Raw genomic sequence first — 25,474 nt, 5'->3', positions numbered from 1 at the left:
GGGCGGCCGGCGGTGGGCGCACGTCCTACCGGGGTGCTTCCAGCTTCCGGGCGATGTCCTCCAGCGCGGCGAGGTCCTCGGGGGTGAGTCGGTCGACGAAGTGGCGCCGTACGGACGCGACATGGGCAGGGGCCGCGCTCGTCAACGTGTCCATGCCCTGTTCGGTGAGAACCAGGAGGCAGCCTCTGCCGTCGTCGGGATCGGGCGCGCGCCGCAGCAGGCCGCGTGTTTCCATGCGGGTGGCGTGTCGCGAGAGGCGGCTCCGCGACCAGCCCATCTTGGCGGCCTGTTCGTGCAGGGTGCTGGTGTGCTGGGGCCTCTCCGACAGCGTGCTGAGCACCTCGTAGTCGGGTTCGGAGAGGCCGGCGTCGGCCAAGTCGCGCGTGGTTCCTGTCCGGACGGCGATCACCAGACGGCGGAAGGCCCGCCATGCCCGGTCCTCATTCGCGTTCAGCCATTCCACCGGTTCGGCCGCCGAAGATCTCATTGACATGTAAACAACATAGCGCCTACTTTCGTTTCCATGTCAACGAAACCCGTGCGCATCCTCGTGCTGATATGCAGCAACCGCCCGGGCGCCTTGGGGCCGGCGGTGGGCGAGTGGGTGGTCGAGACGATCACCCCTCGCGCGACGGAACTCGCCGTCGAACTCGTGCCGACGGCCCTCGGCGACCTCGATCTGCCGTTCCTCGACGAAGAGCAGCATCCGGCGTCGGGGATCTACCGGCACGCGCACACACGGCGGTGGAGCGCGATCGTGGACGCGGCGGACGGCTTCATCGTCGTGACGCCGGAATACAACTACGGGATGCCCGCGACGCTGAAGAACGCGTTGGACTACCTCAGCCGCGAGTGGGCGTGGAAGCCGATCGGCTTCGTCAGCTACGGCAACACCTCCGCGGGCACCCGGTCCGTCCAGCACGCCAAGCAAGTGGTGACCACGCTGCGTCTGGTGCCGCTGGGCGCCGCAGTCGCGATCCGTATCGGCGAGGCGACGGACAACGGGAGAATCCGTCCGAACCCCGCTCTCGAGCGGGCGGCCGTCGGCGTCCTGGACGAACTCGTGCGCGTTGCCCAGGCTTTGCGGCCGATGCGCGAGCGAGCGGGATCCGGCGTGGTGCCAGGCCCGTTGCCGGGATCGTATGTGCGGCGGCTGACTCCGGACGACGCCCCGGAGGTCACCGTCCTTCAGCGATGCTGCTGGGTGGACGAGGCGTTCGCCAACGACACCTTGGACGTGCCCGCCCTGCACGAGTCTCCGGAGCAGGTACGCGACTGGCTGGCGGCCTGGTACACCCTGGGGCTGTGGCTGGACGGTCGGCTCCTCGGCATGGTCCGGGCCCGGCGCCTCGAAACCGACTGGCACATCGGACGACTCGGTGTGGTCCCCGATCTCCGGGGTCAACGCGTAGGCCAATGGCTGCTCCGTGCGGCCGAAGCCGCGGCCGAGCCGGGCTGCCGTCGCATGGTGCTGTTCACCGGCGCGGCCAGCGGATACAACATCGGTCTCTACCAGAGCGAGGGATACGAGCGCGCATCGACGGCCGACACCGACGGGGTCGTCGGTCTCGTCAAAGAGCTGAATCCCGCGGAGTCCACGCCGGGCGGCGGCCCGTGACCGCGGCTGCGGGGGATGGTGCGGTCACCGGCCCGTCCGATGGCGCCCGCCTTCGAACACCGGCGCGCAGAGGAGGCGGTCGGCGTCGTCGGCACGGGACGGTCGGGTGACCAGGGGAGTTCGGTCCCGGTTCTCCGCCCAACCCGATCGGCCGGCAGGCCCGCGTCAGCCCGCTTCGCCCGCGACGATCAGGCCGTGTTCGTAGGCGAAGACCACCGCTTGGGCCCGGTCGCGCAGGGCGAGTTTGGCGAACATGCTGCCCACGTGGCTCTTGACGGTCGCCTCGGTGACGACCAGGCGGGCGGCGATCTCGGTGTTGGACAGGCCGCGCGCGACCAGGAGCAGGGTCTCGTGTTCGCGCGGGGTCAGTTCGGCCGCGAGGGGACTGGGTGCGGGGCGGGGTTCGGCGCGGGCGGCGAAGTTCTCGACGAGGCGGCGCGTGATCGACGGCGAGAGCAGGGCCTCGCCGTCGTGGACCACGTGGACGGCCTCGACGAGATGCGCGCGGGACGCGTCCTTGAGGAGGAACCCGGCGGCGCCGGCCCGCAGCGCGCCGAAGACGTACTCGTCGAGGTCGAATGTCGTCAGGACCAGGACGCGCGGCGGCGGCGTGATTCCCGCCGCGTGCAGGCGCCGGGTGGCCTCGATGCCGTCGACGTGCGGCATGCGGATGTCCATGAGGACCACGTCGGGCCGCAGTTCGCGGGCCAGCGCGACGGCCTCCGCGCCGTCCGCGGCCTCGCCGACGACGGTGAAAGCGTCCTGGGTCTGGAGGAACAGCCGCAGGCCGGTGCGGATCAGCTCCTGGTCGTCCACGATGAGCAGGCGGATCGTCATGCCGCGTCCCCCAGGGGCAGGCGGGCCGCGACCCGGAACCCGCCGTCGGCCTCGGGCCGGGCTTCCAGTACGCCGCCGAGGACGGCGACGCGTTCGCGCATCCCGACGAGGCCGTGCCCGGCCGTGGTCGCCGGACCGGGCGGAGGAGCTGACGGAGGACCGGCTGGAGGACCGGGCGGCGCGGAGTGGTGCGGTCCGTCGTCGTTGACGACCGAGACGTCCAGGTGCGTGCGGCCGAACCCGAGGGTCACCGCGACGCGGGTGGGGCGGGCGTGCTTGAGCACGTTGGTCAGCGCCTCCTCGACGATGCGGTAGACGGACAGCTCCACGCCGCCGTCCAGCGGCCGGGCGGGGCCGCTGACCTCCAGATGCGCGGGCAGCCCGGCGGCGTCGTACGAGGCGACGAGCGCGGCGAGTTGGTCCAGCGACGGCTGCGGGTGCAGGGCCGCGTGCCGCTCATCGGGCTCGCGCAGGAGCAGGAGCATGCGCCGGAGCTCGGCCAGGCTCTGCTCGGCGCTGGTCTCCACCCGGGCCAGGGTGTCGTCGGCGACGTCGGGCGCGGTGCGCAGGACGTCGCGGGCCCCGCGTACGCCCAGCAGCATCACGGTGACGGAATGGGCGACGATGTCGTGCAGCTCGCGGGCGATCGCGGTGCGCTCCTGCTGCGCCGCGATCAGGGACAGCTGGGTGCGCTCGCGTTCGAGGTGGTCGGCGCGTTCCTCCAGGGCGAGGGTGTACCGGCGCCGGGTCTGGGCGTACGCGCCGAGGCCCCACGCGCCCACGGCGACGGGGACGGCGGAGATGCTCGACGCCGTCAGGAACACCGCCGTCGGCGCGAGGGCGAGGAGCGAGGCGCGGCGTTCACGGAGTTCGGCGACGGTGAACAGGGCGACCAACGGCGGCGCGCCGCCGGGGTAGTGGCCGGCCACCGTGAGCACTGCGGCGGTCGTGCAGGTGAAGGCGAGGACGGCCTCGGGTGCGTACCGCCGGGTGAGCAGGGCGATGCCGGCCGCGAGCGCGAGCAGCGTGGGGACGGCGGCGACCGGCGAGGCGTCCTCGAACATCAGCCCCAGTTCCACCCCGGTCGCCACCGCGGCGACAGCGGCGTCGAACACCTGCGTGCGGTGCGCCGGGAACCACCGGCGCACCGCACGCAGGGAGCCGGGCAGGGCACGGGACGAGGCGTTCACGCCAGGTCCCGCCGGCGTTCGCTCGCGACGGACACGATCGCCAGGGCGACCGCCCACGCGGCCACGACCAGGGCGGCGGTCCCGACGGACAGCGTGGTGTTGTGCGTCGACCGCGTCAGGATCGCGGCGGCACCGAACGGCGAAAGGTCGGCCGCTGATTCGGCGACACCGGCGATCAGCGGGAGCACCGCGAAGTTCACGACGAGCAAGACGACCACCCCCACCACCGGGACGCGCACCATCGCGCCGATGGCGGCCCCCATGATCGCAGACAGCACGAACGCCGCCAGGTTGCCCGCCGCGACCGAAGCGATTTGCGCGGACGTGAGGCCGGGCCCCGGATCGTCGCGCAGCAGCGGCACGGCGACCGCGGTCGACGCGGCGACGGACAGGACCCCGATGACCAGCGCGGTCAGGGCGTACGCGGCGATCCGGGAGAGCAGCACCGTGCCGCGGTCGCGGCCGGACACCAACGCGGCCGGTGCCGCGGTGCGGTGGCGGTACTCGCCCGCGGCGCCGACCAGCCCCCACAGCATCAGCAGGACCGGCAGCCCGGCGAACGCCTCCTGCTTCTCCGCGACCTCGTCCAGATCGCCCGACGCCGCCGCGACGACCACGGCGTTGAGCACGCCGAACGCGACGACACCGAGCAGGAAGGCGTACCCGGACCGGGTGGTCGCGGTCTTGAGCAGTTCTCCCTTGAGCAGGCGGCTCATGCGCTGCGCCCTTCGGTCAGGTCGTGGAACACGTCGTCCAGGGACGCGGTCGACGAGGTGAGTTCCTCGACGGTTCCGGCCCGGAGCAGGCGCCCTTGGTCGATGATCACGACGTCGTCGACGATCCGGGCGGCCTCGCTCAGGAGGTGGCTGGACAGCAGGGTCGTGGCCCCGCGCTGCGCCCGTTCCCGGATGAGCGTGCGCAGGCGGCGGATCGCCTGCGGGTCCAGGCCGTTCACCGGCTCGTCCAGGACGAGGACGTCGGGGTCGCCCAGCAACGCGGCGGCCAGTCCGAGCCGTTGGCGCATGCCCAGCGAGTACGTGCCGACCCGCCGTTTGGCGGCGTCCTCCAGACCGACCAGTTCCAGCACCTCGCCGACGCGGGCCCGGGGCAGGCCGGCGAGCACGGCGAGCGCCCCCAAGTGGGCGCGTGCGGTACGCCCCGGGTGCGCGCCGCACGGTTCGATGTGCACGCCCAACACCCGGGGGTCGGACACCGTCGCACGGCCCCGGACCAGAACGCGCCCGGCGGTCGGGCGCACCAGCCCGGCGACCGCCTTCAGCACCGTGGTCTTGCCCGCGCCGTTGGGCCCGAAGAAGCCGGTGACCGCGCCGGACCGCACGGTGAACGACAGCCGGTCGACGACGGTGGTCCGGCCGTAGCGCTTGGTCAGCCCCTCGACCGTGACCGCCGCCGGATCGGGGCCGGCGGCCGCGGCCGGATGTGATCGCGAAGAGTTCATGCCGGAAGCCTGCAGCCCGTACGTCTCCCGGTCTTCAGCCCGAGGTCCGAAGCACGCTTCCCACCACGGTCGGAATCACCCGGGGCGCCGACGGTCGTCCGGCAGCTGCCGGACCGGTGCGCAGGTCAGTGCGTCGCAGCTGGTTGCGCCCTGGTTGTGCCCTAGTTGCGCCTGGAACGCCCCCAGGTCGAAGTAGGCGCGTGGATGCCGCGCCGGGCGTGTCGGCAGGGGCGGTTCGTCTGCCGCAGGCCGGTGCCGGGGCGGTGCATCTTCGCCGATGCCATGGTGGGCTTCTCGGCACCGCGCCCTGCGGCCAATCGGCGTAGGCCCCGCAACACGCCGCGAGGCGTCCCGCTCGGAGGCTGCCGCGGCTGTCACCCTTTCCTACGAAGATGCCCGTCGGCGGTGCAGGTTTGTCCACTGTGGCTCGTCCGGCGGAGCGCCGGAACCGCCGACGACGGGAGAACGATGGCCACGCTGTCTTTCCACGATGGCAACGCCCTGGCGGGCCCGCTGTCCGCCATCTTCGCCGCCGACATCACCATGGCCGTGCGTCGCTGCCCCGGTTGCGGCACCGAGGCGACCGTCGCCGAACTGCACGTCTACGACGCGGGGCTAGCCGCCGTCGCGCGCTGCCCGCACTGTCACGACGTGGCTCTCCGCGTCGCCCGGCACGGCCGGACACTGTGGCTGGACTTCGGGAGCGGCGGCGCCCTGCGCTTCCGGCTGGACGGCGAGTCCTGAAGTCCGCCTGACCGCAGCCTGCGCCCACGGCGGACGCCTCAGCCGAAACGCTCGGTGCGGATGCGGGCCTGGTCGTGGCCCAGGCCGACCAGCAGGTTCGCGGCATGCTCGACGAAGGCGGTGGGCCCGCACACGTAACACCACGGCCGGTCGCCGGGCCGCCAACCCGCCGCGTCCAGGTCGGATGCCCCCAGACGGCCGGCCGGCCGGGGGAACCCCTCCGGAGGCCGGCGCGTGTACACGTACGCAACCCTCGCTCCCGTCTGATCCGCTTCCATCCTGTCCAGGTCGGGCGCGAACCACCGCTGGGCCGGGTCCCGCAGCGAATAGACCAGGCGGAACGGTGCCGGGCCGGAGGCCTCTTCGCGGGCCCTGAGCATCGCCATCAGCGGTGCCACACCCGACCCTCCCGCGACCAGCATCACCGGGTCGCGCCACTGGGGACGCCACACGAACCAGCCGCCCAGCGGCCCGCGCACCTGCACGTCCGCGCCGACCGGGAGCGCTTCCGCCAGGTACGGCGACACCTCACCGTCGGGCACCGGCTGCACCGAGATCTGCACGGCGCTTTCTCCGTCGGCCGGAGCCGACAGCGAGTAGCTGCGCACCGCTTGGTAGCCGTCGTCCGCGGTGAGCCGTACATCCACGTGCTGTCCCGCAAGGTGCCCCGGCCACGAGGGCACGGCGAACACCAACGTGCGCGCACTTGCGGTCTCAGGGAACCGGTCGACCAATCGGGCACGCAACCACGCTCCGGTCACGGTCAGTCTCCCCAATACCTCTGCTCGCGCCACGGGTCCCCGTAGTCGTGGTAGCCCAAGGCTTCCCAGAAGCCTTGCTGGTCGTGCTCCATGAGCCGCACGCCCGACACCCACTTCGCCGACTTCCAGAAGTACAGGTGCGGGATGAGCATCCGTGCGGGGCCGCCGTGTTCCGCGGTCAGAGGGCGGCCGTCGTATTCGTGGACGACCCACGCCTTCCCGCCGGTGATGTCCGCCAGCGGAACGTTCGTCGTGTACCCGCCGACCGACTCGACCATCGCGTAGCCGGCGTCCGTGTCCGCGCCGTGCAGCAGCACGTCCAACGACACCCCGCGCCACGCCGTGTCGAACTTCGACCAGCGGGTGACGCAGTGGATGTCCTTGCGCACGTCCTCTTGGGGAAGGCGCTGGTACTCGTCCCAAGTCCACTGCCGCCGGTCACCATGGGCGTCGGTGACCGTGAAGCGCCAACGCTGCAGATCGATGACCGGCGTCGGCCCTGCCGACAGCACGGGGAACCCGTCCGCGACAAACTGCCCTGGGGGAAGCCGAGGGTCGTCGCTGCGATGAAACCGTTTGAAGCCCGGCGACAGCCCACTCACCAAGTACTCCGCTCCGTCGGCAACCTGGTCGCCACCATGGCAGGTTCAGCGGGACATGCCCGACTTCTGCGGCCCGTGTTCCCGCTGCGCGGCCGATCACCACTCGAACGCCGCAACTTGCCGCCGCCGTAGGGACTCCTGACCGGGGACGGCGCTACGACCGCCCGCCGGTGTCGAGGCTGTGTTCTTTGAGGAATGCGCCCGCGTGCGCTGCTGCTTCTTCTGCGGTCGGGTAGCGCGTTCCATCGGCGGCCGTGCCGGATGCCCCGTCGGCGCCCGTGGCTGTCCAGCCCCAGTCGCCGGAGGACGACCGCGCGAGTTCGGCGGTACCCCCGAAGAGGGCGAACTTTCGCACGCCCGCTGCCCCGGGTGCCCGGCGGCCCGCGGCGTCGGGCCACTTCTTGCGGGCGCCCTGCCGGGTGATGCCCCAGACGGCTCCCAGTTGCTCGTAGCTTGCGCCGTAGGAGCCGGCGGTTGCTGCCGCGTGCGCTGTCAGCCGCTTGATTTCGACATCCACCACCTTCCACGCGGCCAGTACGGACAGCGTCACGTCGACGGGATCCGCCTCCCACGCACGCTCCGAAGGAAGCCCGGTCTCCCGGGAGCGGATAGCCGAGACCAGGGGATTCAGCGCGTCGTACAAGGCTTTGTGAAGGTCTGCCTGCTCTTCCGGAGTGATCCGAGAAGCCATCATGCGACAACCATAGTTTCCGTAACTGTGTATGTAAACCAAAGTTACCGTCGTCGCGTCGAAGGTGGTGGCAGGGCCCGTCGAGGGCGTGCGGGTGCCGCCGGCGCCCGCGTGACCGGGAAGTGACCGCCGTGAGAGCGACCGGCGGAAGAGTCGTCCTCGCGCCGGCGGGGTTGGTCAGGAATCGGCCTCGTTCGGGCGTGATCCGAGCACGCGCTCGCCGGGAGTCCGGCGGCCTCGAGCGCGCGTCCAACGACGAGTGACCTCGTGGCACTCGCAATGAACGGAGTCACCTGTGAACCGACGACACTCCCGGCGCCTGCCTGCGGCGTTCACGCTTGTTTCGGCCCTCCTCCTCGGCCTGGGGTCCGGGATTCCCGCGGAAGCCGCGCCGGCCGAGGACGACGCGCCCGCGGCCTGCCTCGTCATCACGGCCCAGGGGGAGGAGTTGCCGACGAGCTTCAACCGGTGGGCCGACGTCCGCAACGACTGCGGCCGTCAAATCGACCGGGTCACCGTCCAACTCGACTACCACGTCGACCCGTCGTGCCAGCCCCTCGCTCCGGGCGCCGCGACCAGGTTCCACTGGATCGCGACTCTCCAGGAGAACATCCTGGCGAACTACGCCTACGAGTGCCCGGGGCCGTGACAAGCACGTCCATTCCGTCACCACCAGGAACGGGGAATCGTTCATGCGTCCAGGCACCCTTCGCCTTGTCGTGCCCGTGGTCGCCGCGTTCGCGGCTCTCGCCGGCTCCGCGGCACCCGGCCAAGCGTCACCGGGCCAACCGGGTTCTCCCGCAGTCGACTCCGGGGCCAGGTCCTGGCCGTGCGGCTTCTCGCACCACCGGGGTGTCCCCCAGTACGGCGACTGGTATTTCAACTGCACCAAAGAGAAGACGGTCCGCATCACCATCAAATGGGTCGACGGACATGTGAGCTGGATGTGCGTCGAGCCGGACACGGCGGAGCGCCTCGGCGATCTCGACACCGTCCAGGACGCCTGGATCAGCGCTTTGTGCTGACCCCGACCGGCGGCCGCCGCCACGGGACGGTTTGACGGCGGCCGCCGGTTCCGACAACACCCTCGCGCTTCGCGCGTGGCACCCTCCGCCCTCCGGGAGAAGAACACCCATGACCAGTACGACAGTTCGGCGTGCCCTGGCGGCGGCCGCCACCGCCCTGGCGATCTCGCTCGGCGCCTCGGCGCCGATGCCCGCCGCCGCAGCGCCTGCCGGACTTCTGGAAGACGCCGACCGGATCATGAATCTGGGCTACCGGGACTTCATGAACCACCCGCGCGTAGCGCCGTTCGACTGGAGCACCGACGGCTGCAGCGGACCCGTGCTTCCGCCGGCGAAGCAGATGTTCCACGACGCCTGTGTCCAACACGACTTCGGCTACGGAAACTACGGGCCCCGAGGCGGATTGAAGCTCGACACATCCGAGGGGCGCAGGGCGCGGATCGACGAGCGCTTCTGGCATGAGATGCGCAACATCTGCAATGACCGGTATCCGGGGCTTCTCAACCCCGGTTGCCTCCTCAGCGCCGAGACGATCTACCGCGGGGTCCGGGAGTGGGGTGGGGATTACTGGTGAGCCTGCCGTCCACGCGGCCGGGTGGCCCGGCACGGGATGCGGCGGCGCCTGACTCGGCACGCATCGCGCCGATGCGCACCACCCCCGGATGTGGCTACATAGTGTGATGCAACCGTCACTTGCTGTTCTATGATCCGGTCGTGGGCGCACAGTACACGTTCAAAATCCTGGGCCGATTCACCGTGGCGCGCGACGGTGCGGAGGTCCCGCTCGGTGCGGCGAAGCTGCGGATCCTGCTGGCCGCGCTGCTGGTCGAGGCAGGGAGGGTCGTCCCGGTCGACGTCCTCGTCGACAGGTTGTGGGGCGATCGCCCGCCGGCGGGCGCGCGCAACGCCGTCCAGAACTATGTCCTGCGGGTGCGCCGTTCCCTCGGCGCCGCCGTGGTGCGAACCGACTGCCACGGGTACATCGTCGACGTCGCCGCGGACGGACTGGACGCACACCGCTTCGCATCGCTGGTCGAAATGGGCAAGAACGCGCTGTCCCGCGCGGAACCGGAGCAGGCGGCAGCCCGGTTCCGCGAGGGGCTGGCGCTGTGGTGCGGCGAGCCGTTGGCGGACCTGCCCTCCGAACGGTTTCGCGATGTCGTCGCCGCACTCCGCGAACAACGGCTTGCTGCACAGGAGTTGTGGGCCGAATCGGTTCTGCGGTGCGGACAAGCGTCCGTCGCGTTGGCGGAACTGACCCGCCTGACCGAGCACCATCCGCTGCATGAACGGTTCTGGGCACAGCGGATGCTCGCTTTGTACCAATGCGGCCGGCAGGGGGAGGCCTTGGCGTGCTACCGCGCCGCGGCCGGCCTGCTCGCCGAGGAGTTGGGTGTCGATCCGGGTACGGAACTGCAGCTGATGCACCAACGCGTGCTGACGGGGGCACCCGAGATCGCGCCGGTCCACGTGCCGTCGCGAGTCCGCGGAAATCTGCCTGCCGAGACGACGTCCTTCGTCGGGCGGGGAAGGGAACTCGTCGAGATCACCGCACTGGTGGATCGGTCGCGGCTGGTCACTCTGACGGGGATGGGCGGTGTCGGCAAGACCCGGTTGGCGCTGCGCACCGCCCACGGATGCGCTCCGGGATTCGCGCACGGAGCGTGGCTGGTGGATCTGGCCGCGGTCACCGAACCGGAACTGGTGGATCGGGCCGTCGTGGGGTCACTGGGGCTGCACGACCAGTCCATGCGCCCCGCGGCGGACTTGCTGGCCGACCATCTTGCGGACCGGGACGTACTCCTGGTCCTGGACAACTGCGAACACCTCGTGGACGAAGTCGCCGCGCTCGTGCTGCGGCTGCTGAGGGCGGCACCCGCCTTGCGTGTGCTTGCCACCAGCCGTGAGCGGCTCGGCGTCCCGGGCGAGTACGTCTTCGGCGTTCCCTGCCTGGCACTCGAACAGGGCGTCGACGGCACCGCCTCCGAAGCGGTCCGGCTCCTGGTGGAACGCTCGGCCGGCTGCGGCGCGGTGCTGGCCGGGGAGCGCCACGGCCGAGCCGCGGTCGAGCTGTGCCGTCGCCTGGACGGCATTCCCCTGGCCATCGAATTGGCCGCGGTGCGGCTCGGCACGCTCACGGTGGAAGAGACGCTGGAACGCCTGGAGGACAGCCTGGACCTGCTCACGGCACCCCGGGGGCCGACCCCGCACCGGTACGGGCAGACCCTGAGCGCGGTCATGGACTGGAGCCACGGCCTGTGCACATCGGGCGAACGGCTGCTGTGGGCAAGGCTGTCGGTCTTCGCCGGAACCTTCGACCTGCCCGCGGCCGAGTCCGTGTGCTCGGATGCGGGCTTGTCGTCCGACGAGGTCTTGGCGCTGCTCACGGGGCTGGTCCACAAGTCGGTGGTGATGTGCGACCGGTCGGGTCGCTCGACGCGCTACCGGCTGTTGGAGACCATCCGGCAGTACGGAAGGGAACGCCTGCGGGCGGGCGGGGACGTCACCGTCCTGCGGGTGCGCCACAGCGACCATTACCGGGCCGTGGCCGCCCAGGCCGCCACGGAGTGGTGTGGTCCGGACGAAGCCGCGTGGCTGGCACGGCTCCGCGAGGAGCTGCCCAACGTGCGCGCCGCTCTGGACTTCTGCCGGACGAACGCCGAACGAGCCCCCGTCGGTGCGGAGATCGCGGCGAACCTGATGCGTACCCGCGCATGGTTCCACTCGGGAACCCTCGGCGAGGCACGGCATTGGATGGACAGTCTGGCGACCCGGCTCGACCCGGCTGCCTGCGGGCCGATTGTTCCCATCACCGCCATGAAGGTGTTCATCGCGACCATCCAAGGCGACCACCCGGCCGCCGCCGCACTCCTCGACGAGGCCCGGTCGCTGTCGGCGTGTGCCGACGCGCCCCCGTTGGCGTACGTCGAGGGAGTCTTTGCGCTGCTCGTCCGCAGCGACCCGGCCTCCATCGGCCGACTCGCACGGGTGCGCGACGACTTCCGTGCGCTGGGACAGCACGGCGACGCCCACATGGCGACGATGTTCTGGACGATGGCCGCCGCCTTTCTCGGGCCGGCGGACACCGCAGTCCGGGCGTGCGAGACGTACGTGGCCGAAGCCGAGGCATCCGGTGCGGAGTGGGGGCGCACCTGGGCCCAGTGGTGCGTCGGTCTCACCGAGCTTCGGCATCGCGACCCGGCCCGGGCGCTCATGCCGCTGCGCGACGCCTTGCTGCGGCAGCGGGCCCTGGACGACAACTGGGGACCGGCGTGGGGTGTGGAGACACTGGCGTGGGTGCTGGCGGCGCTTGAGCGTCCGGCGCACAGCGCCGAACTGCTCGGTGCAGCAGCTCGTTTGCGCCGCGCGACGGGGGTGGCGCTGGAGGGGCTGCGCCCCTTCCACGACCTCCATGCGGATGCCAAGCACCTGGTGCGTCAGCGCCTCGGACCGCGGGTGTTCGACGAGGCGTGGCAACGCGGGGCAGCGGGCGACGACGCGGTGGCAGTCGCCGTCGAGATCGCGCACGAGACGCATGGGCGCGGCTTCCGCTGACCTGGCGCGCGCCGATGCCCGAGCACGCGGTTGCGCCCGCGCCGGAGGCGCGCGTCCAAGCGCACGGGGTGCGCGCTGCCGAGGCCGAGGGCAGGCTCGTGGCTCCGCGGGGGTCTCCGGATGTCACGTCCGCGCCCCGCGTCCCGGTCTGGTCAGTAGGCCCTGTTCGAGGGCGACGACCACCGCGTGCGTGCGGTCGCGGACGTCGAGTTTGGCGAAGATGCGCAGCAGGTGCGTCTTCACCGTCGCTTCTCCGATGACGAGCCGCTTGCCGATGTCGGCGTTGGAGAGGCCGTCGGCCACGGCGTTCAGCACGTCGGCCTCGCGGGCGGTCAACACCACGGGGGCGGGCTGCCGCATGCGGGCGACCAGCCGCTCCGCGACCCGGGGCGCGAGGACGGTCTCGCCGCGGGCGGCCGCACGGATGGCTTCGGTGAGTTGCTCCCGCGTGGTGTCCTTGAGGAGGTAGCCGACGGCGCCGGCCTCGACCGCGCGTTCGATCTCGGCGTCGGTGTCGTACGTGGTCAGGATGAGTACGCGGGTGCGGGCCCGGCTCGCGACGATTTCCGCGGTGGCGGCGACCCCGTCGAGCACCGGCATGCGCAGGTCGATCAGGGCGACGTCGGGCTCCAGTTGCCGGACCAGTTCGACGGCCGCGCGGCCGTCGTCCGCCTCTCCGACGATGTCGATGTGGTCGGCTTCCGATGCCAGCAGCGCGATGACGCCGGCGCGCATGAGCGTGTGGTCGTCGACGACGATGACGCGGATTTTCTCCTGAGCCATGTCACACCTGTCCGTTCGTGGGGATCATCGCCAGGATGCGGGTGCCGTAGCCGACCGAGCTGGTCACGGTCAGCTCGCCGCCCAGTTCGTCGAGGCGCTTGCACATGCCGTCGAGACCGAAGCCGCGGGCTTGCCCGGGGACGAAGCCGCGGCCGTCGTCGGTGATTTCCAGTTCGACGCCGTCCGGGTGCGGGGCCAGGACGACACCGACCGTGGTCGCGTCGGCATGCTTGCGGACGTTGGCCAGCGACTCCTGGGTGCAGCGCAGCAGCGCGATCCGGGCGTGCCGGTCGCAGGCGACGTCCGCCAAGTCCGCATCGACGGTCAGACCGGTGTCCTCGGCGAACCGGTCCAGGGTCCGACGCAGCGCCGGGGCGAGGGAGCCGGGCACCACGCCTGTCTGCGGGGCGGAGCCGACCAGCACGCGGGCCTCGGCCAGGCTCTCGCGCGCGGTGCGCTCGATCGAGAGCAGCTGCCGGACTGCGGTGCTCTCTTGCGGGGAGTTCGGGGATTCAAGGGATTCCGGGGATTTCGGGGATGCCGTGGATTCGAGGCCGGAACGGGCGGCCTCGGCCAGGACGACGATCGAGGCGAACGACTGCGCGAGGGTGTCGTGGATCTCCCGTGCGAGCCGTTCGCGTTCCTCCGCCGCGCCTTGGCGCTGGTGTGCCTCGGCCAGCCGCCGCTGGGTCTGCTCCAGTTCGGCGGCGAGGCGGCGGGCACGCTCGTTGCTCAGCCCGAGCACCTGGTCCAGCCACAGGCCGAGCAGCGTGCCCGCGGCGTAGGCGACAACGGTGACGACGTTGTTGCCGGTCATCAGGTCCGGGCTCCACCCCTGATCGACGGTGCCGCCGAGCACGGTGGTCGCGGCGCCGGCGCCGCTGAAGGCGATCGCCGGCGTGGGGCCGCCGGCGTGGATCCACAGAATCGGCAGCGACACCACATACAGCGCCGCCCCGCCGTGCAGGTAGGCCAGCGGCCCCATGCCGAGGACGAGCACCCACAGGAACGTGCGCGGGCGCACCGCGCGGTTCTCGGGGAAGAGCACGAGAACCGCGTGGCAGGCACCGAGCACGGCCGGCAGCGCGAACGACCAGTACTTCGCCGCCCCGGAGTCGCCTTTCGCGGCGATCCAGAGAGGTGCCATGCCGAAGAGGAACCACAGGGCGGTGCTCCATCGGCGGAGCATGCCGGTGCGGTGGCCGTCGAGCTGCGGTCGCGCGTTCACGCCGGTCAGCCTACGTTTTCGAGGTGCGGCGCCGACGGAGTGGTGGTCGTGCGTGCCCGGGCCTGGGCGGGAGAAGGCCACCAGACGCGGTCGCCGAGCAGCAGCATCAGCGCGGGCAGGATCATGATGCGGATGACGAACGCGTCCAGCAGTACGGCCGCCGCCAGCACGAAGCCGAACTGCTTCATCTCGATCAGGTGCAGGCCGATGAAGCTGGCGAAGACGGTGACCATCACGAAGGCCGCGCTGGTCACGACCCCGGCCGAACTGCCGATGCCGTCGATCACCGCCTGGCGGGTCGGCACCCCGCGCCGGACCGCTTCCTGGATCCGGCTGATCACGAAGACCTGGTAGTCCATCGACAGGCCGAAGAGGATCACGAGCAGGAACAGGGGTACCCGCGAACCGATCGAACCGATCGAGTCGAAGCCCAGCAGGCCCTCGGCCCAGCTGCCCTGGAAGACGAACACGAGCAGGCCGAGCGAAGCGGCCGCCGACAGCAGGTTCAGGGCGATGCCGAGCAGGCCGAGGACGACCGAGCGGAACGCCCACACGGTGATGGCGAACGTGACCAGCAGCAGGGCCCCGATGACCAGCGGAAGCTGCCGCTTCTGGTGGTCGGGATAGTCGGCGTAGCGGGCGACGTCTCCGGTGACCGCGATGTCGACGCCCGGCAGCTTTCCGACGGTGGCCGGGACGTATTCGTCGCGGACCCGGTCGAGGGAGTCCCGCGCCTCGTCGGAGCTGACGTAGTACGGAACCCGCAGCTCCAGCAGGCTGATCCGGCCGTTCGCCGAGGTCCGCAGCTCGGGCGTGCCGGCCAGGTGCGGGTCGGACTCGGCGCGCTTGGCGAGGCCTTCCAGGGCGTCGGCGACCTCGCCGGCGCGGCCGGCGTCGGCCCGTACGACGACTTGGTGCATGGACTTCAGCTCCGGGAACGCGGCGTTCTGCCGGTCCCACACCTGCATCGCGCGCAGGTCGCGGGAGTACGTCTCCCGTCCGATGTCGGTCAGCTTCAGGCCCGCGAGCGGGGCCGCGAGAGCGAGCATGGCGCCGACCGCGACGACCAGCACGACAGCCGGACGCCGACTCGTGGCCCGCAGTACGGCGTTGGTGAACCGCCCGGCTCCGGCTTTGGCCCCGGTCCCGGCCTTCGGCTCCTTCGGCTCCTTCGGCGGCACCGCGTCGCCGCGCTCGGCCGCGCGCTTGGCAGCGCGCTCGGCCTTGCGGGCCGCTCGACGGTCGGCCCGGTCCCCGAGTTTGACCAGCAGCGCGGGCAGGACGGTCAGCGAGCTGATGACCGCGACCACGGTGACCACGATCGCGCCGGTGGCGATCGACGAGAAAATGACGTCGTCGGCAAGGAAGAGGGTCGCGCTGGAGACGGCGACCGCAAGCCCGGAGACCACGACGGCGCGTCCCGAGGTGGCGGCGGCGAGCTCGACGAGCGCCTGCGAGGTGAGCCGTCCGCCGGCGCGTGCCCGTTCCTCTCGCTCGCGCTTGAGGTAGAACAAGGTGTAGTCGACGCCTACGGCCAGACCGATCAGCAGGATGACGTTGGTGCCGACCCCCGCGTCCGGGAAGACGTGCGAAGCGAGATTCGACAGACCGATTGCCGCGGCGATGGAGGACAGTGCCAGCAGCAGCGGCACGGCGGCCATCGCCACGGACCGGAAGACGATCAGCAGCGTGAGCAGCGTGACCGGCAGCGCGATCATCTCGGTACGCGCCAGGTCGTCCCCCCGCTGCCCCTGCACGTCTTTGCTGAGCGAGGGACTGCCGGTCTCCTCGACACGCAGCGCGGGATGGTCCTTCTGCACCTGAGCGGTCTGCTCCAGCAGCGGGTCCACGTGTTTCTTGCCCTCGAGTTCGGGGCCGTTCATGGTCACGTCGACGCGCACCGCCGAACCGTCGGCCGAGCGCACCGGCGGCGCCACGAACAGCACCTCGGGCAGCTTCGCCATGCGCTCGCCGACGCTCCGGGCCGCGGCGTCCGCAGCCGCGGCGTCCAGCGCCCCGGTGCCGGGCTTGGCGGTGATCAGGACCCGCTCGACCGGCCTTTGCTGAAGGCCGCCCTCGGCAGCGAGGGCCTCGCCCCGACCCGCCTCGCCCACCCGGTAGTCCTCGGTGGTCGCCGCATGGCCGCCGACGACGATGCCCGCGCCAAGGCACACGACGACGAACAGGAACCATCCGGCGATCGCGCGCCAGGGGTGGCCGGCACTCCACCGGGCCATGCGTACAGGGAAATTCCTCATGGCATCGATGCTGGCCGCGGGGGCGTTCCCGCCGACACCCTCGGCCGGTTGAACCTGTTGTCCACCGACTGGTGGACGGGGGTGCCGGGGCCCGGGCGCCTTCGATCCGAGAGAGAGGGATCCCCAAGCTTCCGGGAGACGCGTGGACTTCGTCGGCTGCGGCTTTCCGGCAGCATCGACCGGCGCCCGTGCTCGGCCTCGGCCGAGGCGGGGCGAGCACGCCCGCCTCGGCCGGCGCCGTTCGGGGCTTCTTCCCTGACAGTCAGAGCAGTTCGGATTCGCGTGGATCGGCGCGCGTGCGCAGCCTGGCAGGGGAGGAGCCCTTCGGGGGCGCCGTCACGGTCGGTGGCCGAGATCTCGACGGTCAATGGCTGCCCGCAGCAGAGATTCGGTCTCCGCTGCGTGGCGCACATCCCAGTATTTGACATCCTGCCATCGCGCATGGTCATAGGCGTCATGGATCTGCCATGGCGCGGAAAGCCAGCGCAAGGTATTCCAATTGGATCTGATCTGAGTGCGCAGTGGCGTGTAGTCGTCCGCCTCGGCAGGCGTTGCCGCGGCGACCAGGGGCAAGGCGTGTCGGAGGGAGCCCGCGAGCTGCTTCAGGGCAAACTGGATGCTGCGGGCCATCTGGCGCTCGTCGCTGCCCCTTGGCGCGCGAGCGGACTGGGCGATTCGCTCGGAGACGAACGAAACGATGGCGTCCACGTCGCCCAGGGTGATCTCCTCGCCGTAGCGCAACGGCGAACGGGGCGAACCTTCATCGGGCATCGCCGTCTCCTCGGTGCCTCAGATGCTTCAGGTGCCTCGACAGGGTGGCCCTGTCATGGGTGGGTACGTACGGCGAGAGGCCGAGCGGGTCGCTGAAGGCGAGCGGGTTGTCGACGTAGGCGTGGGGGTTTGGGGCGGCGGCGAGGCCGAGGGGATCAGGACTGAGGAATACACCGAGTTCGGGGTCGTAGTTGCGATGCAGACTGTGGGCGAACGGGTCGTCGCCGGTGGTGGTCTGGCCGGCGAAAACGTGCGCGCCGCCTGGTGCTCCAGCGCCGATGTCTGTGCCCCACAGCGTGCGTTGGGCCCGCCACAGTGTGGTGCCGTCGCGCTCGACAAGTGCGGTTACGGGGCCGACCCGATCGGTGACGGCGACGGTGAACGCCGCGGATTCGCCCTCGTCGACGGCGGGTCCGACGTGTTGGCTGAGGATGTTCCAGGTGCCCGGGAGATGATCCCAGGTGGTTGACCCGCCCGTGGCGTCGATCATGCCGACTTTGCGGAGGCCGTCCCAGTCGCACCGACGTGTTGCCGCTGCCGCCTCGCCGTCGATGCCGGGGCCGGTGACGGCTTGTTCGGTGCGGCGGGCCAGCGGGTCGTAGCGGTACGAGCGGCTGCTGCCGTGGTCGCGCTCACCCCGTCGGGGAGCCGGCTGCGCGACGAACTCGAGCCGCTGCACCGGGAAATGCGCGAGGCGATCGCCCGCGTCATGGCCCAGGCCCGGGGCGTGGACGGCGTTCTGCGGGTGGACTTCCTGGGGCCGGGGCGGGCGAGCTGACCCCGGTGCTCATGAATTCGTTCCGGTCCCGGCATCCCGGCTGCGAGATCGGATGCGCGAGATCCTGGGACTCCCATGTGCCACGCTTTACGCCCGGCGGGAAGGCCGTTCCCCGCGGGATGGACGTGGCCACCTTCCAGGAACTCCTGGCGCTGATCGCCGCCGGACAGGGCATCTCGCCCGTGGCCGCCTCGGTCCAGCGGTACACGCGGTGACCGCCAACGGCGGGTACGCGCGCTACTGACAACGGGCGGCCCCGGCAGTCCGGATGAGGAGATCACCCTGGTCCGGGCCGACGGTCAGTCGAGGTCCAGGCGGATCGCCTTGTTCGTGACCGGCATGAGACAGCGGGACTCGCTGCACGCGCCGTAGCTGACCACCACGTCCATGGGCCCGGAGCCGTTCAGGTGCACCGGCAGCCGGAAGGTCACCGCGCCGTCCGGGTACACCGGGATCTCCGTCGGGAGGCCGGCCGGGCGGATCAGCCGGGTCGGCTGATCCGCGGTCGGCGGCCCGTCGGCTGTGCCGGCGCCGCGGACGCCGATCCGGGTCGGGATACCCAGGCCGTCCACTCCTTCGTCGGGCAGGTCGATGCTGTACACGTGGAATCCGGGCTGGTCCGGGCGGAACGTGGCGCGCAGTTCGGCCTCGTTTGCGGACGTGCGGTGCAACTCGACCGTGACGGTGACCCCGCCGGCCGCGGCACGTGAGGCGGGGTCGGGTACGTGCGCCTGGCCGCAGCCGGTCAGGACCAGCACGGCCGTTCCGACCGCGCCGGCGGCGGACGCGACACGGCTACGGGGGATGCTCATCGGGGCTTCGGGGCCCAGCGTGTCAGGAACGCGGCGACCTGCGTCGCGTTCAGGTCTCGCGCGTTGGCGAACGAGCCGTCGGAGGTCGCGGTGACCACGCTGCCGTCCGGCTTCAGGATGGCCAGGGCCGGGATGCCGCTGGTCTCCAGCCCGATGTACCGGCTCGCCAGCTTGATGTTGCGGTCGAAGCGGCCGACGTCGACGGCCAGCAGAACGTAGTTCTTCTGCAATACCGGGGCGACCTGCGGTGATTCGAAGAGCGTGTGCAGGGAGCGGCAGTCCGGGCACCAGTCGGCACCGAAGTCGATGAGCACGTAACGGCCATCGGCGGCAGCGATCGCGAGTGCCGCCCGAATATCGGCGCCGGCGTCGCGGGTGGGGTCGTACCGGTCCGGGAGGGACGCCGCGTTGCCTGCTGCCGGGGAGTCGGCGGCGGCGGTGCTCGCGGTCCTGGTCGCCGCTGCCGTAGGTTCGGCGGCGGCCGCGACAGCCGGAGTACGTTGCGCGACAGGTGCCGCTCCCGCGTCCGAACCATCGTTCGAGCCGCACCCCGTGGCCAGCACCAAGGCCGCCCCCGCGCACCCGAGCGTATAGCGCATACCGCGCATCGAATCCCCTCCCGAAAAAACGATTGGCCGGAGGAGATTAGCGGCAGGTCGGCACCGTCGCTCAACTGCCCGTCCATTTGCACGCCGGCTTCGGATCGCCCGCAAGCCCCGTCGTGGGTCCGGCGCGTCCGCCTTCTGCACCGTCGGTCAATCCGGTCACCGGAAACCGGTTGTCAGGACGAGCTATGAGGCCTTGACGCGGGCGTACGCGGGGCCGCGATCGGAAGCTGTCGGAGGAGGCGCGGCCCCTCCACGTGCCGGTGCCGCGCGTGCGCTTCATCGGCTGACGGCAAGCAATACCGTGCAGCGCCCTGCTCTGGTGTCCACGGAGAGCGGATCGGCGGTCCCGTCCGTGCCTTCACCGGCAGCCCCGGAGATCGTGGCGGGCCCATCCGATGTCCGTCGCATGGCGGTGGACCGCGGAGCCTGCGCCGCGCAGTGCGGTGCCCTCGGCCCTACGGTGCGTCGCCCGAGCCCGCCCGGCGGCTCAAGGTCGCCTCCATGGCCTGGGTCACGTATTCCAGCAGGTCGGCGAGGTCGGTGCGCTGGTCGCCGGTGAGTCCGCTGAGGACCTCCTGCATGAGGGCGTAGCGGTCGCGCTGGATCCGTCGGCTGATGCGGCGGCCCGCCGCGGTCGCCTGGACGACGACGTAGCGGCGGTCGTTCTCGTCCGGGCGCCGCTCGGCGAGGCCGAGTCTGAGCAGGCGGTCGGTGGTGCGGCTGGTGGCGCCCCGGTCGATGTCGAGCGCCTCGGCGAACTCGTGCATGCGCCACTCCGGCCGTGACGCGAGGGTCTCCAGTGCGTCGACCTGGGTGGGGGTCAGCTCCTTGCCGCCCGCGCGGTACAGCGCGCGCGTCAGTTCCACGTGCGCCGGGCTGCGGGAGAACTGCTGGATGGCCCGGATCACCCGGTCGCCGGGGTCCTCGCCGCCGGGGCCGTCGGCGGCGGGCGCGGCGGAGGTGGGGGGAGTGTCCGACATGCTGCGGGCACGGCGATCGACCATGGAAGAACGGTACCGGTTGGTCGGTGATCCGCTGGTCGGCGCGGTCCGCTCACCCCTATGGAATGCCCACGGCAACTCTTGCCTTAGGCATCTATTGCGGCTACGTTGCGGCGCAGGCGCCCCCTGAAACCGCAACGACCAGGAGACCCAGGCATGAGCACCAACGACATCGCCGTGCGCGGTGGGACGGTCGTCGACGGCACCGGCGGACCCCCGCGCCGCGCCGACATCGGCATCCGCGACGGACGCGTCACCGAGGTCGCCGACACCGTGACGGGCCGGCACGAGATCGACGCCGCCGGGCGTCTGGTCGTGCCGGGCTTCCTCGACATCCACACCCACTACGACCCGCAGGTGCTGTGGGACGGCCTGCTGACCCCGTCGTCCTGGCACGGCGTCACCGGGGTCGTGGCCGGCAACTGCGGCTACAGCCTCGCCCCTGCCCGCCCGCAGGACCGCCGGTCGCTGCTGGGCACGCTGGAGATGGTCGAGGACATGCGCGGCCCGACCCTCGCGGCCGGCGTGACCTGGGACTTCGAGACGTACCCCGAGTACCTGGCGGCCGTGCGGCGGCGCGGCACGGCGATCCACTTCGGCGGGTTCGTCGGACACACCGCGGTCCGCACCTACGTCATGGGCGAGGAGGCCTACGAACGCCCCGCCACCGACGACGAACTCGTCCGGATGCGCCGCGTCGTCGCGGACTCGCTGCGCGGGGGCGCCCTCGGGTTCTCCAGCGACCGCGCCGGCTTCCACCTCGGCGACGGCGGCCGCCTGGTCCCGTCCATGGTCGCGACGCAGGAGGAGGTCGAAGCGCTCGCGTCCGTCACCGCCGAGGTCGGCCTCGGCGTCGTCCACATCGCGACCGGGGAGAACTACCGCTGGGTGTACGACTTCCAGCGCCGCCTCGGCCGCCCGCTGACCTGGACGTCCATCCTCACCTACCCGGAAGGCACCGCCTCCCGGGCCCCCTACCAGGACAAGCTCGCCGACCACCTGCGAGGCCGCCGCGACGGCGCGGACGTCTGGGCGCAGGTCACCTGCCGCCCCATCACCCAGGAATTCACCGTCGCCGAACCGACGTCCTTCTACGCGCTGCCCGCGTTCGCCGACCTCGTCGCCGTCCCGGTCGACCGCCGCCACGACGTCTTCCGGGACCACGCCTGGCGGGCCCGCGCCTGGGCGGAGTTCGAGAGCGGCACCTGGCTCAACCCGCGGTGGCAGACCATCACCGTCTCGTCCTCGCCGTCCCGCCCCGACCTGGTCGGCGCACCCGTCGCGGCGATCGCCGCCGAGCGCGGCACCACGCCCTTCGACGTCATCTGCGACCTCGCCCTCGACGACGACCTCGCGAGCCGCTTCACCGTCACCTTCGCCAACGACGACAAGGACGGCGTGACCGAGCTCGTCCGCAGCGAGGGCTGCATCATGGGCCTGTCCGACGCAGGCGCGCACGTCGGCCAGATCTGCGACGCCGTCATGCCCACCGACTTCCTCGCCAACTGGGTGCGCGACCGGGACGTCATGCCGGTCGAACGCGGCGTCCACAAGCTCACCGGCGAGATCGCCGACGTCCTCGGCCTCGACCGCGGACGGCTGCGCCCCGGCGGCCACGCCGACCTCGTCGTGCTCGACTACGCCGCCTTGTCCCCGGGCCCGACCCGCCGCGTGCGCGACCTGCCCGCCGACGGCGAACGCCTCGTCGCCGACGCGCCCACGGGCATCGACCACATCCTCGTGGCCGGCGTCCCCATCCGGGAGCACGGCGCCCAGATCACCGACCGCCTGGACCGCCTGCCCGGCACCGTCCTCACCCCGTCCGGAACCCCGGAGGCCTCCCATGGCTGACCTGCTCGAACGCATCCTCGCCTACGCCGGCCCGAAGGGCGAGCTGGTGCTGCGCGGCGACGTCCTCACCGGCGCCAACCGGTTCCGCATCATCTCCGTCGACGACCACCTGATGGAGACCCCGCAGCTCTTCCGCGACCGCGTTCCCGCCCGCATGCGGGACGCCGCGCCGCACCTCGAACGCGACGAACTCGGCAACGACTGGTGGGTGTTCGGCGACGAACGTGTTCCCCTGCTGGGCTCCGACGCCATCCGCGGCTGGGAAGCCGGCAAGGGCTACCTCGGCCCCGTCAACTTCGACGAACTGCACCCCGCCACGTACGACGCGGGCGAACGCGTCCGCGTCATGGACGCCGCCGGCATCGCCGCCCAACTCAACTTCCCCTCCGCGCCGTTCGGCTTCGCGGGCCGTCGCTTCCTCGGCATGAAGGACCGCGATCTCGGCCTCGCCTCCGTGCGCGCCTACAACGACTGGCTGCTCGACGCCTGGATCACCCCCCACCCCGGCCGGTTCATCGCCTGCCAGATCCCCTGGCTCGGCGACCCCGAAGTCGCCGCCGCGGAGATCCGGCGCAACGCCGAACGCGGCTTCGTCGCCGTCTCGTTCAGCGAGAACCCCGAGCGCCTCGGGCTGCCGTCCCTGTACAGCGACGCATGGGACCCGTTCTTCCGCGCATGCGAGGAAACCGGCACGGTCGTGAACCTGCACGTCGGTTCGTCGTCCGAGACGATCGTCCCGTCCCGCGACTCCACGGCCGCGGTGCTCGGGGTCCTCTTCCCGATCAACTCGATGGCGGCGGCCGCCGACTGGCTCTTCGCCCGCATCCCACTGCGATTCCCGGACATCCGCATCGCGTTGTCCGAAGGCGGCATCGGATGGGTGCCGATGTTCATCGACCGGATCGAGTTCATGGGCCGCGACCTCGACTACAGCGCCGACTTCGGCCCGCATTCGCCCGTCGACTTCCTGCGCCGCAACTTCTACTTCACGGTGCTCTCCGACCCGGCGACGATGCGACTGCGGCACCTCATCGGCGTCGACCACATCATGGTCGAAACCGACTACCCGCACCCCGACTCCACCTGGCCGCACAGCCAGGAAGTCCTCGCGGAGCAGTTCGCCGGCGTCCCGGACGACGAGATCGAGCTGATGACGTCCGGCAACGCGGCGGCCCTGTACCGGCACCCCGTCGTCGCGCACTGAGCCCGGAACTCCTCGCCCCGGTCCCGCCCCGACCCCGTTGCCCGAACATTCCCCCGATCTCTCCGCGGAGGCCACGTTGTTCGCACAGTCCGCAGCACATCCCCGCCGAAGACTCGCCGCCCTCGCCGCCGGGCTGTCCGCGCTTGCCTTGGTCGCGACCGCCTGCGGCTCGGGCGGTTCGCGTTCCTCGTCCGACGGCGGCAGCCTCACGATGCTCGCGATCCAGGACTCGGCCTCGCTGGACCCCTTCCGCCGGGCCTACGTCGCCGTCACCGACGAGCCGCGCCTGGCCGCCCTGTACGACCCGATGCTCACCATCGACCCCAAGACCGGCAACGTCGTGCCGCACCTCGCGGAAAGCCTGCGGACCGCGGACGGCGGCGCGACGTGGCAGCTCAAACTGCGCCCCGGCGTGCTGTTCTCCGACGGCACCGCGTTCGACGCGGAGGCCGTCAAACGCAACTGGGAGACGCACGCCAAGCCGGAGACCAAGTCCGTGCACGCGGCCTATGCCGCGGGGTTCAAACTCACGGTCGCCGACGCGACGACGCTCGACATCGTCCCGTCCGCACCGAACCCCAACCTCGACCGGACGATCGCGACGCACCTCACGTACATCGAGGCGCCCTCCGCGTTGGACAAGGGCATCGACGCGGCCGGGTCCCAACCCGTCGGCGCAGGCCCGTTCATGCTCAAGTCCTGGACACGCGGCGCCGAGCAGGTGTTCGTCCGGAACCCGCACTACTGGCAGAAGGACAAGGGGCTGCCCAAGCTGGCTCAACTCACCGTCAAGACGTCCCCGGACGGCAAGCAGAACCTCAACGCCGTGCGGTCCGGCCGCGCCGACCTGTTCATGACCGCCGTCCGGAGATCCTGACGGACGCGGAGAAGGACCTCCAGACCTTCCACCAGAAGGATTTGGGCGGGCAGATGTTCCTGTTCAACACGACCCGGGCGCCGTTCGACGACCCGCGCGCCCGGCGGGCGATCGCCCTCGCGCTCGATCCGGCGGACATCCCGGCGACGCTGCACAACGGCTATGTGCCGGCGACCGGCTACTTCAACCCGGCCTCGCCGTTCTTCGACCCGGCGGCGCCCCAGCCGGCCCAGGACAAGGGCGAAGCGCAACGGCTCTTCGACGAACTCGCGGCCGAGGGCAGGCCGGTGAACTTCACCCACCTCATCCCGCAGAACGTCGACTCGCAGAAGGTCGCCGAGTACGTCCAGTCGCGGTTGCAGGAGTTCCGCAACGTCTCGATGAAGATCGAGTCCCTGGAGATCGGCGCGTACATCGTGAAGTACGCGATCAACAAGGACTTCCAGTCGCTGCTCTTCCAGCAGTGGCTCGTCGACCCGGAGCCCGAAGTGTTCAACATGCTCCAGTCGCAGAGCCCCATGAACTACGGAGGCTGGCGCAACCCCGAAGCCGACGCCGCCCTCCAGGCGGGACGCGCCGGCGTCGACCCCGGGGTCCGGAAGAAGGCCTACGCGGACCTTCAGCGGGTCCTGGCGGCGGAACTTCCGGTGTGGGTGTACTCCCAGTCGATGGCCGGACCGGTGGCTGCCAAGAAGGTGACGGGACTCGAGCAGTACACGACCGGCTGCTTGTTCATGGATCGTCTTGACGTGAGCTGAGGTCCCGACGGGGCAATCCGCGGGAACGCACGGGCGGCCATCCGAGCATGCAGGGTGGCCGCC

Annotated in this window: 26 protein-coding genes; 10 read left to right on the top strand and 16 right to left on the bottom strand. The window is 71.1% G+C overall.

The features are described 5' to 3' along the window. Window positions 1–25: 25 nt before the first annotated feature. Window positions 26–493 (bottom strand): MarR family winged helix-turn-helix transcriptional regulator, encoded by a 468-nt coding sequence (locus ABEA93_RS09270; protein WP_345674877.1) that lies wholly within the window; start codon window positions 491–493, stop codon window positions 26–28. A 30-nt stretch (window positions 494–523) separates the two neighbouring features. Between ABEA93_RS09270 and ABEA93_RS09265 the strand changes: the two genes are divergently transcribed. Beyond that, window positions 524–1,618 (top strand): GNAT family N-acetyltransferase, encoded by a 1,095-nt coding sequence (locus ABEA93_RS09265; RefSeq protein ID WP_345674876.1) that lies wholly within the window; start codon window positions 524–526, stop codon window positions 1,616–1,618. Window positions 1,619–1,783: 165 nt separating this feature from the next. Here the strand turns inward: ABEA93_RS09265 and ABEA93_RS09260 are convergent, their stop codons facing one another. The 4 genes from ABEA93_RS09260 to ABEA93_RS09245 are packed head-to-tail and all read right to left on the bottom strand — an operon-like array spanning window position 1,784 to window position 5,104. Then, window positions 1,784–2,455 (bottom strand): response regulator, encoded by a 672-nt coding sequence (locus ABEA93_RS09260; protein ID WP_345674875.1) that lies wholly within the window; start codon window positions 2,453–2,455, stop codon window positions 1,784–1,786. Continuing rightward, on the bottom strand, window positions 2,452–3,645 hold the full coding sequence (locus tag ABEA93_RS09255; RefSeq protein ID WP_345674874.1) for a sensor histidine kinase: 1,194 nt from the start codon (window positions 3,643–3,645) through the stop codon (window positions 2,452–2,454). Before ABEA93_RS09255 ends, ABEA93_RS09260 begins: the two co-directional genes overlap by 4 nt. Then, window positions 3,642–4,361 carry an ABC transporter permease gene (locus ABEA93_RS09250; protein ID WP_345674873.1) on the bottom strand — a complete coding sequence of 240 codons (720 nt, stop codon included), beginning with the start codon at window positions 4,359–4,361 and terminating at the stop codon, window positions 3,642–3,644. The genes ABEA93_RS09255 and ABEA93_RS09250 overlap by 4 nt, the downstream gene beginning before the upstream one ends. Continuing rightward, on the bottom strand, window positions 4,358–5,104 hold the full coding sequence (locus tag ABEA93_RS09245) for an ABC transporter ATP-binding protein (RefSeq protein ID WP_345674872.1): 747 nt from the start codon (window positions 5,102–5,104) through the stop codon (window positions 4,358–4,360). Before ABEA93_RS09245 ends, ABEA93_RS09250 begins: the two co-directional genes overlap by 4 nt. 468 nt (window positions 5,105–5,572) lie before the next feature. Between ABEA93_RS09245 and ABEA93_RS09240 the strand changes: the two genes are divergently transcribed. Next, window positions 5,573–5,848, top strand: a complete 276-nt coding sequence (locus ABEA93_RS09240) for a DUF6510 family protein (RefSeq protein WP_345674871.1) — start codon at window positions 5,573–5,575, stop codon at window positions 5,846–5,848. Between the two features lie 38 nt (window positions 5,849–5,886). On the opposite strand, the gene ABEA93_RS09235 is transcribed toward ABEA93_RS09240, so the two are convergent. The 3 genes from ABEA93_RS09235 to ABEA93_RS09225 all read right to left on the bottom strand — a co-directional run bounded on the left by ABEA93_RS09235 (window position 5,887) and on the right by ABEA93_RS09225 (window position 7,854). After that, the gene (locus ABEA93_RS09235) at window positions 5,887–6,615 is read right to left on the bottom strand and encodes a ferredoxin reductase (protein ID WP_345674946.1); all 729 of its coding nucleotides are present in this window, start codon (window positions 6,613–6,615) and stop codon (window positions 5,887–5,889) included. After that, window positions 6,612–7,211 (bottom strand): sulfite oxidase-like oxidoreductase, encoded by a 600-nt coding sequence (locus ABEA93_RS09230; protein WP_345674870.1) that lies wholly within the window; start codon window positions 7,209–7,211, stop codon window positions 6,612–6,614. Before ABEA93_RS09230 ends, ABEA93_RS09235 begins: the two co-directional genes overlap by 4 nt. A gap of 154 nt (window positions 7,212–7,365) precedes the next feature. Continuing rightward, on the bottom strand, window positions 7,366–7,854 hold the full coding sequence (locus ABEA93_RS09225; RefSeq protein ID WP_345674869.1) for a hypothetical protein: 489 nt from the start codon (window positions 7,852–7,854) through the stop codon (window positions 7,366–7,368). Between the two features lie 343 nt (window positions 7,855–8,197). On the opposite strand from ABEA93_RS09225, the gene ABEA93_RS09220 reads away from it, so the two are divergent. From ABEA93_RS09220 to ABEA93_RS09205, 4 genes are all read left to right on the top strand, one after another. Then, window positions 8,198–8,551 (top strand): hypothetical protein, encoded by a 354-nt coding sequence (locus ABEA93_RS09220; protein ID WP_345674868.1) that lies wholly within the window; start codon window positions 8,198–8,200, stop codon window positions 8,549–8,551. Between the two features lie 43 nt (window positions 8,552–8,594). Continuing rightward, entirely contained in the window at window positions 8,595–8,927 is a 333-nt protein-coding gene (locus ABEA93_RS09215; protein WP_345674867.1) for a DUF6355 family natural product biosynthesis protein, read from the top strand. A 109-nt stretch (window positions 8,928–9,036) separates the two neighbouring features. Further along, the gene (locus ABEA93_RS09210; RefSeq protein ID WP_345674866.1) at window positions 9,037–9,501 is read left to right on the top strand and encodes a phospholipase A2; all 465 of its coding nucleotides are present in this window, start codon (window positions 9,037–9,039) and stop codon (window positions 9,499–9,501) included. A 140-nt stretch (window positions 9,502–9,641) separates the two neighbouring features. Beyond that, entirely contained in the window at window positions 9,642–12,482 is a 2,841-nt protein-coding gene (locus ABEA93_RS09205; protein ID WP_345674865.1) for an AfsR/SARP family transcriptional regulator, read from the top strand. 123 nt (window positions 12,483–12,605) lie between these two features. On the opposite strand, the gene ABEA93_RS09200 is transcribed toward ABEA93_RS09205, so the two are convergent. The 8 genes from ABEA93_RS09200 to ABEA93_RS09165 form a co-directional block, all read right to left on the bottom strand. Further along, window positions 12,606–13,265, bottom strand: a complete 660-nt coding sequence (locus tag ABEA93_RS09200) for a response regulator (RefSeq protein WP_345674864.1) — start codon at window positions 13,263–13,265, stop codon at window positions 12,606–12,608. Between the two features lies 1 nt (window position 13,266). Then, the gene (locus ABEA93_RS09195; RefSeq protein ID WP_425584880.1) at window positions 13,267–14,493 is read right to left on the bottom strand and encodes a sensor histidine kinase; all 1,227 of its coding nucleotides are present in this window, start codon (window positions 14,491–14,493) and stop codon (window positions 13,267–13,269) included. Window positions 14,494–14,498: 5 nt separating this feature from the next. Then, window positions 14,499–16,751 (bottom strand): MMPL family transporter, encoded by a 2,253-nt coding sequence (locus ABEA93_RS09190; protein ID WP_345674863.1) that lies wholly within the window; start codon window positions 16,749–16,751, stop codon window positions 14,499–14,501. A gap of 336 nt (window positions 16,752–17,087) precedes the next feature. Further along, entirely contained in the window at window positions 17,088–17,522 is a 435-nt protein-coding gene (locus ABEA93_RS09185; protein ID WP_345674862.1) for a hypothetical protein, read from the bottom strand. After that, a complete protein-coding gene (locus ABEA93_RS09180; protein ID WP_345674861.1) occupies window positions 17,512–18,201 on the bottom strand; it encodes an RHS repeat-associated core domain-containing protein in 690 nt (229 codons plus the stop codon). The genes ABEA93_RS09185 and ABEA93_RS09180 overlap by 11 nt, the downstream gene beginning before the upstream one ends. Window positions 18,202–18,599: 398 nt before the next feature. Continuing rightward, complete coding sequence (locus ABEA93_RS09175; protein ID WP_345674860.1) at window positions 18,600–19,112, bottom strand: hypothetical protein; 513 nt, start codon at window positions 19,110–19,112, stop codon at window positions 18,600–18,602. Beyond that, a complete protein-coding gene (locus ABEA93_RS09170; RefSeq protein WP_345674859.1) occupies window positions 19,109–19,711 on the bottom strand; it encodes a thioredoxin family protein in 603 nt (200 codons plus the stop codon). The genes ABEA93_RS09175 and ABEA93_RS09170 overlap by 4 nt, the downstream gene beginning before the upstream one ends. A gap of 464 nt (window positions 19,712–20,175) precedes the next feature. Continuing rightward, window positions 20,176–20,724 (bottom strand): MarR family winged helix-turn-helix transcriptional regulator, encoded by a 549-nt coding sequence (locus tag ABEA93_RS09165; RefSeq protein WP_345674858.1) that lies wholly within the window; start codon window positions 20,722–20,724, stop codon window positions 20,176–20,178. A 153-nt stretch (window positions 20,725–20,877) separates the two neighbouring features. Between ABEA93_RS09165 and ABEA93_RS09160 the strand changes: the two genes are divergently transcribed. The 4 genes from ABEA93_RS09160 to ABEA93_RS09145 all read left to right on the top strand — a co-directional run bounded on the left by ABEA93_RS09160 (window position 20,878) and on the right by ABEA93_RS09145 (window position 25,411). Continuing rightward, a complete protein-coding gene (locus ABEA93_RS09160; protein WP_345674857.1) occupies window positions 20,878–22,572 on the top strand; it encodes an N-acyl-D-amino-acid deacylase family protein in 1,695 nt (564 codons plus the stop codon). After that, complete coding sequence (locus ABEA93_RS09155; RefSeq protein ID WP_345674856.1) at window positions 22,565–23,776, top strand: amidohydrolase family protein; 1,212 nt, start codon at window positions 22,565–22,567, stop codon at window positions 23,774–23,776. The genes ABEA93_RS09160 and ABEA93_RS09155 overlap by 8 nt, the downstream gene beginning before the upstream one ends. Window positions 23,777–23,852: 76 nt before the next feature. Continuing rightward, complete coding sequence (locus tag ABEA93_RS09150; protein WP_345674855.1) at window positions 23,853–24,653, top strand: ABC transporter substrate-binding protein; 801 nt, start codon at window positions 23,853–23,855, stop codon at window positions 24,651–24,653. Continuing rightward, window positions 24,647–25,411 (top strand): ABC transporter substrate-binding protein, encoded by a 765-nt coding sequence (locus ABEA93_RS09145; RefSeq protein WP_345674943.1) that lies wholly within the window; start codon window positions 24,647–24,649, stop codon window positions 25,409–25,411. The genes ABEA93_RS09150 and ABEA93_RS09145 overlap by 7 nt, the downstream gene beginning before the upstream one ends. Window positions 25,412–25,474: the final 63 nt, after the last annotated feature.

Source organism: Yinghuangia aomiensis, from assembly GCF_039542225.1.
GTDB lineage: Bacteria > Actinomycetota > Actinomycetes > Streptomycetales > Streptomycetaceae > Yinghuangia > Yinghuangia aomiensis.
The sequence above is the reverse complement of the archived record's forward strand: the minus strand, read 5'-3'. Positions and strand labels throughout refer to the sequence as shown.

Excerpts from the sequence above, each read along its gene's own strand:
- ABEA93_RS09160 (WP_345674857.1), top strand. The coding sequence starts at position 20,878 with ATGAGCACCAACGACATCGCCGTGCGCGGTGGGACGGTCGTCGACGGC.
- ABEA93_RS09260 (WP_345674875.1), bottom strand. The coding sequence starts at position 2,455 with ATGACGATCCGCCTGCTCATCGTGGACGACCAGGAGCTGATCCGCACC.
- ABEA93_RS09170 (WP_345674859.1), bottom strand. The coding sequence starts at position 19,711 with ATGCGCTATACGCTCGGGTGCGCGGGGGCGGCCTTGGTGCTGGCCACG.
- ABEA93_RS09240 (WP_345674871.1), top strand. The coding sequence starts at position 5,573 with ATGGCCACGCTGTCTTTCCACGATGGCAACGCCCTGGCGGGCCCGCTG.
- ABEA93_RS09250 (WP_345674873.1), bottom strand. The coding sequence starts at position 4,361 with ATGAGCCGCCTGCTCAAGGGAGAACTGCTCAAGACCGCGACCACCCGG.
- ABEA93_RS09155 (WP_345674856.1), top strand. The coding sequence starts at position 22,565 with ATGGCTGACCTGCTCGAACGCATCCTCGCCTACGCCGGCCCGAAGGGC.
- ABEA93_RS09245 (WP_345674872.1), bottom strand. The coding sequence starts at position 5,104 with ATGAACTCTTCGCGATCACATCCGGCCGCGGCCGCCGGCCCCGATCCG.
- ABEA93_RS09190 (WP_345674863.1), bottom strand. The coding sequence starts at position 16,751 with ATGAGGAATTTCCCTGTACGCATGGCCCGGTGGAGTGCCGGCCACCCC.
- ABEA93_RS09185 (WP_345674862.1), bottom strand. The coding sequence starts at position 17,522 with ATGCCCGATGAAGGTTCGCCCCGTTCGCCGTTGCGCTACGGCGAGGAG.
- ABEA93_RS09200 (WP_345674864.1), bottom strand. The coding sequence starts at position 13,265 with ATGGCTCAGGAGAAAATCCGCGTCATCGTCGTCGACGACCACACGCTC.
- ABEA93_RS09215 (WP_345674867.1), top strand. The coding sequence starts at position 8,595 with ATGCGTCCAGGCACCCTTCGCCTTGTCGTGCCCGTGGTCGCCGCGTTC.
- ABEA93_RS09270 (WP_345674877.1), bottom strand. The coding sequence starts at position 493 with ATGTCAATGAGATCTTCGGCGGCCGAACCGGTGGAATGGCTGAACGCG.
- ABEA93_RS09210 (WP_345674866.1), top strand. The coding sequence starts at position 9,037 with ATGACCAGTACGACAGTTCGGCGTGCCCTGGCGGCGGCCGCCACCGCC.
- ABEA93_RS09165 (WP_345674858.1), bottom strand. The coding sequence starts at position 20,724 with ATGGTCGATCGCCGTGCCCGCAGCATGTCGGACACTCCCCCCACCTCC.
- ABEA93_RS09265 (WP_345674876.1), top strand. The coding sequence starts at position 524 with ATGTCAACGAAACCCGTGCGCATCCTCGTGCTGATATGCAGCAACCGC.
- ABEA93_RS09175 (WP_345674860.1), bottom strand. The coding sequence starts at position 19,112 with ATGAGCATCCCCCGTAGCCGTGTCGCGTCCGCCGCCGGCGCGGTCGGA.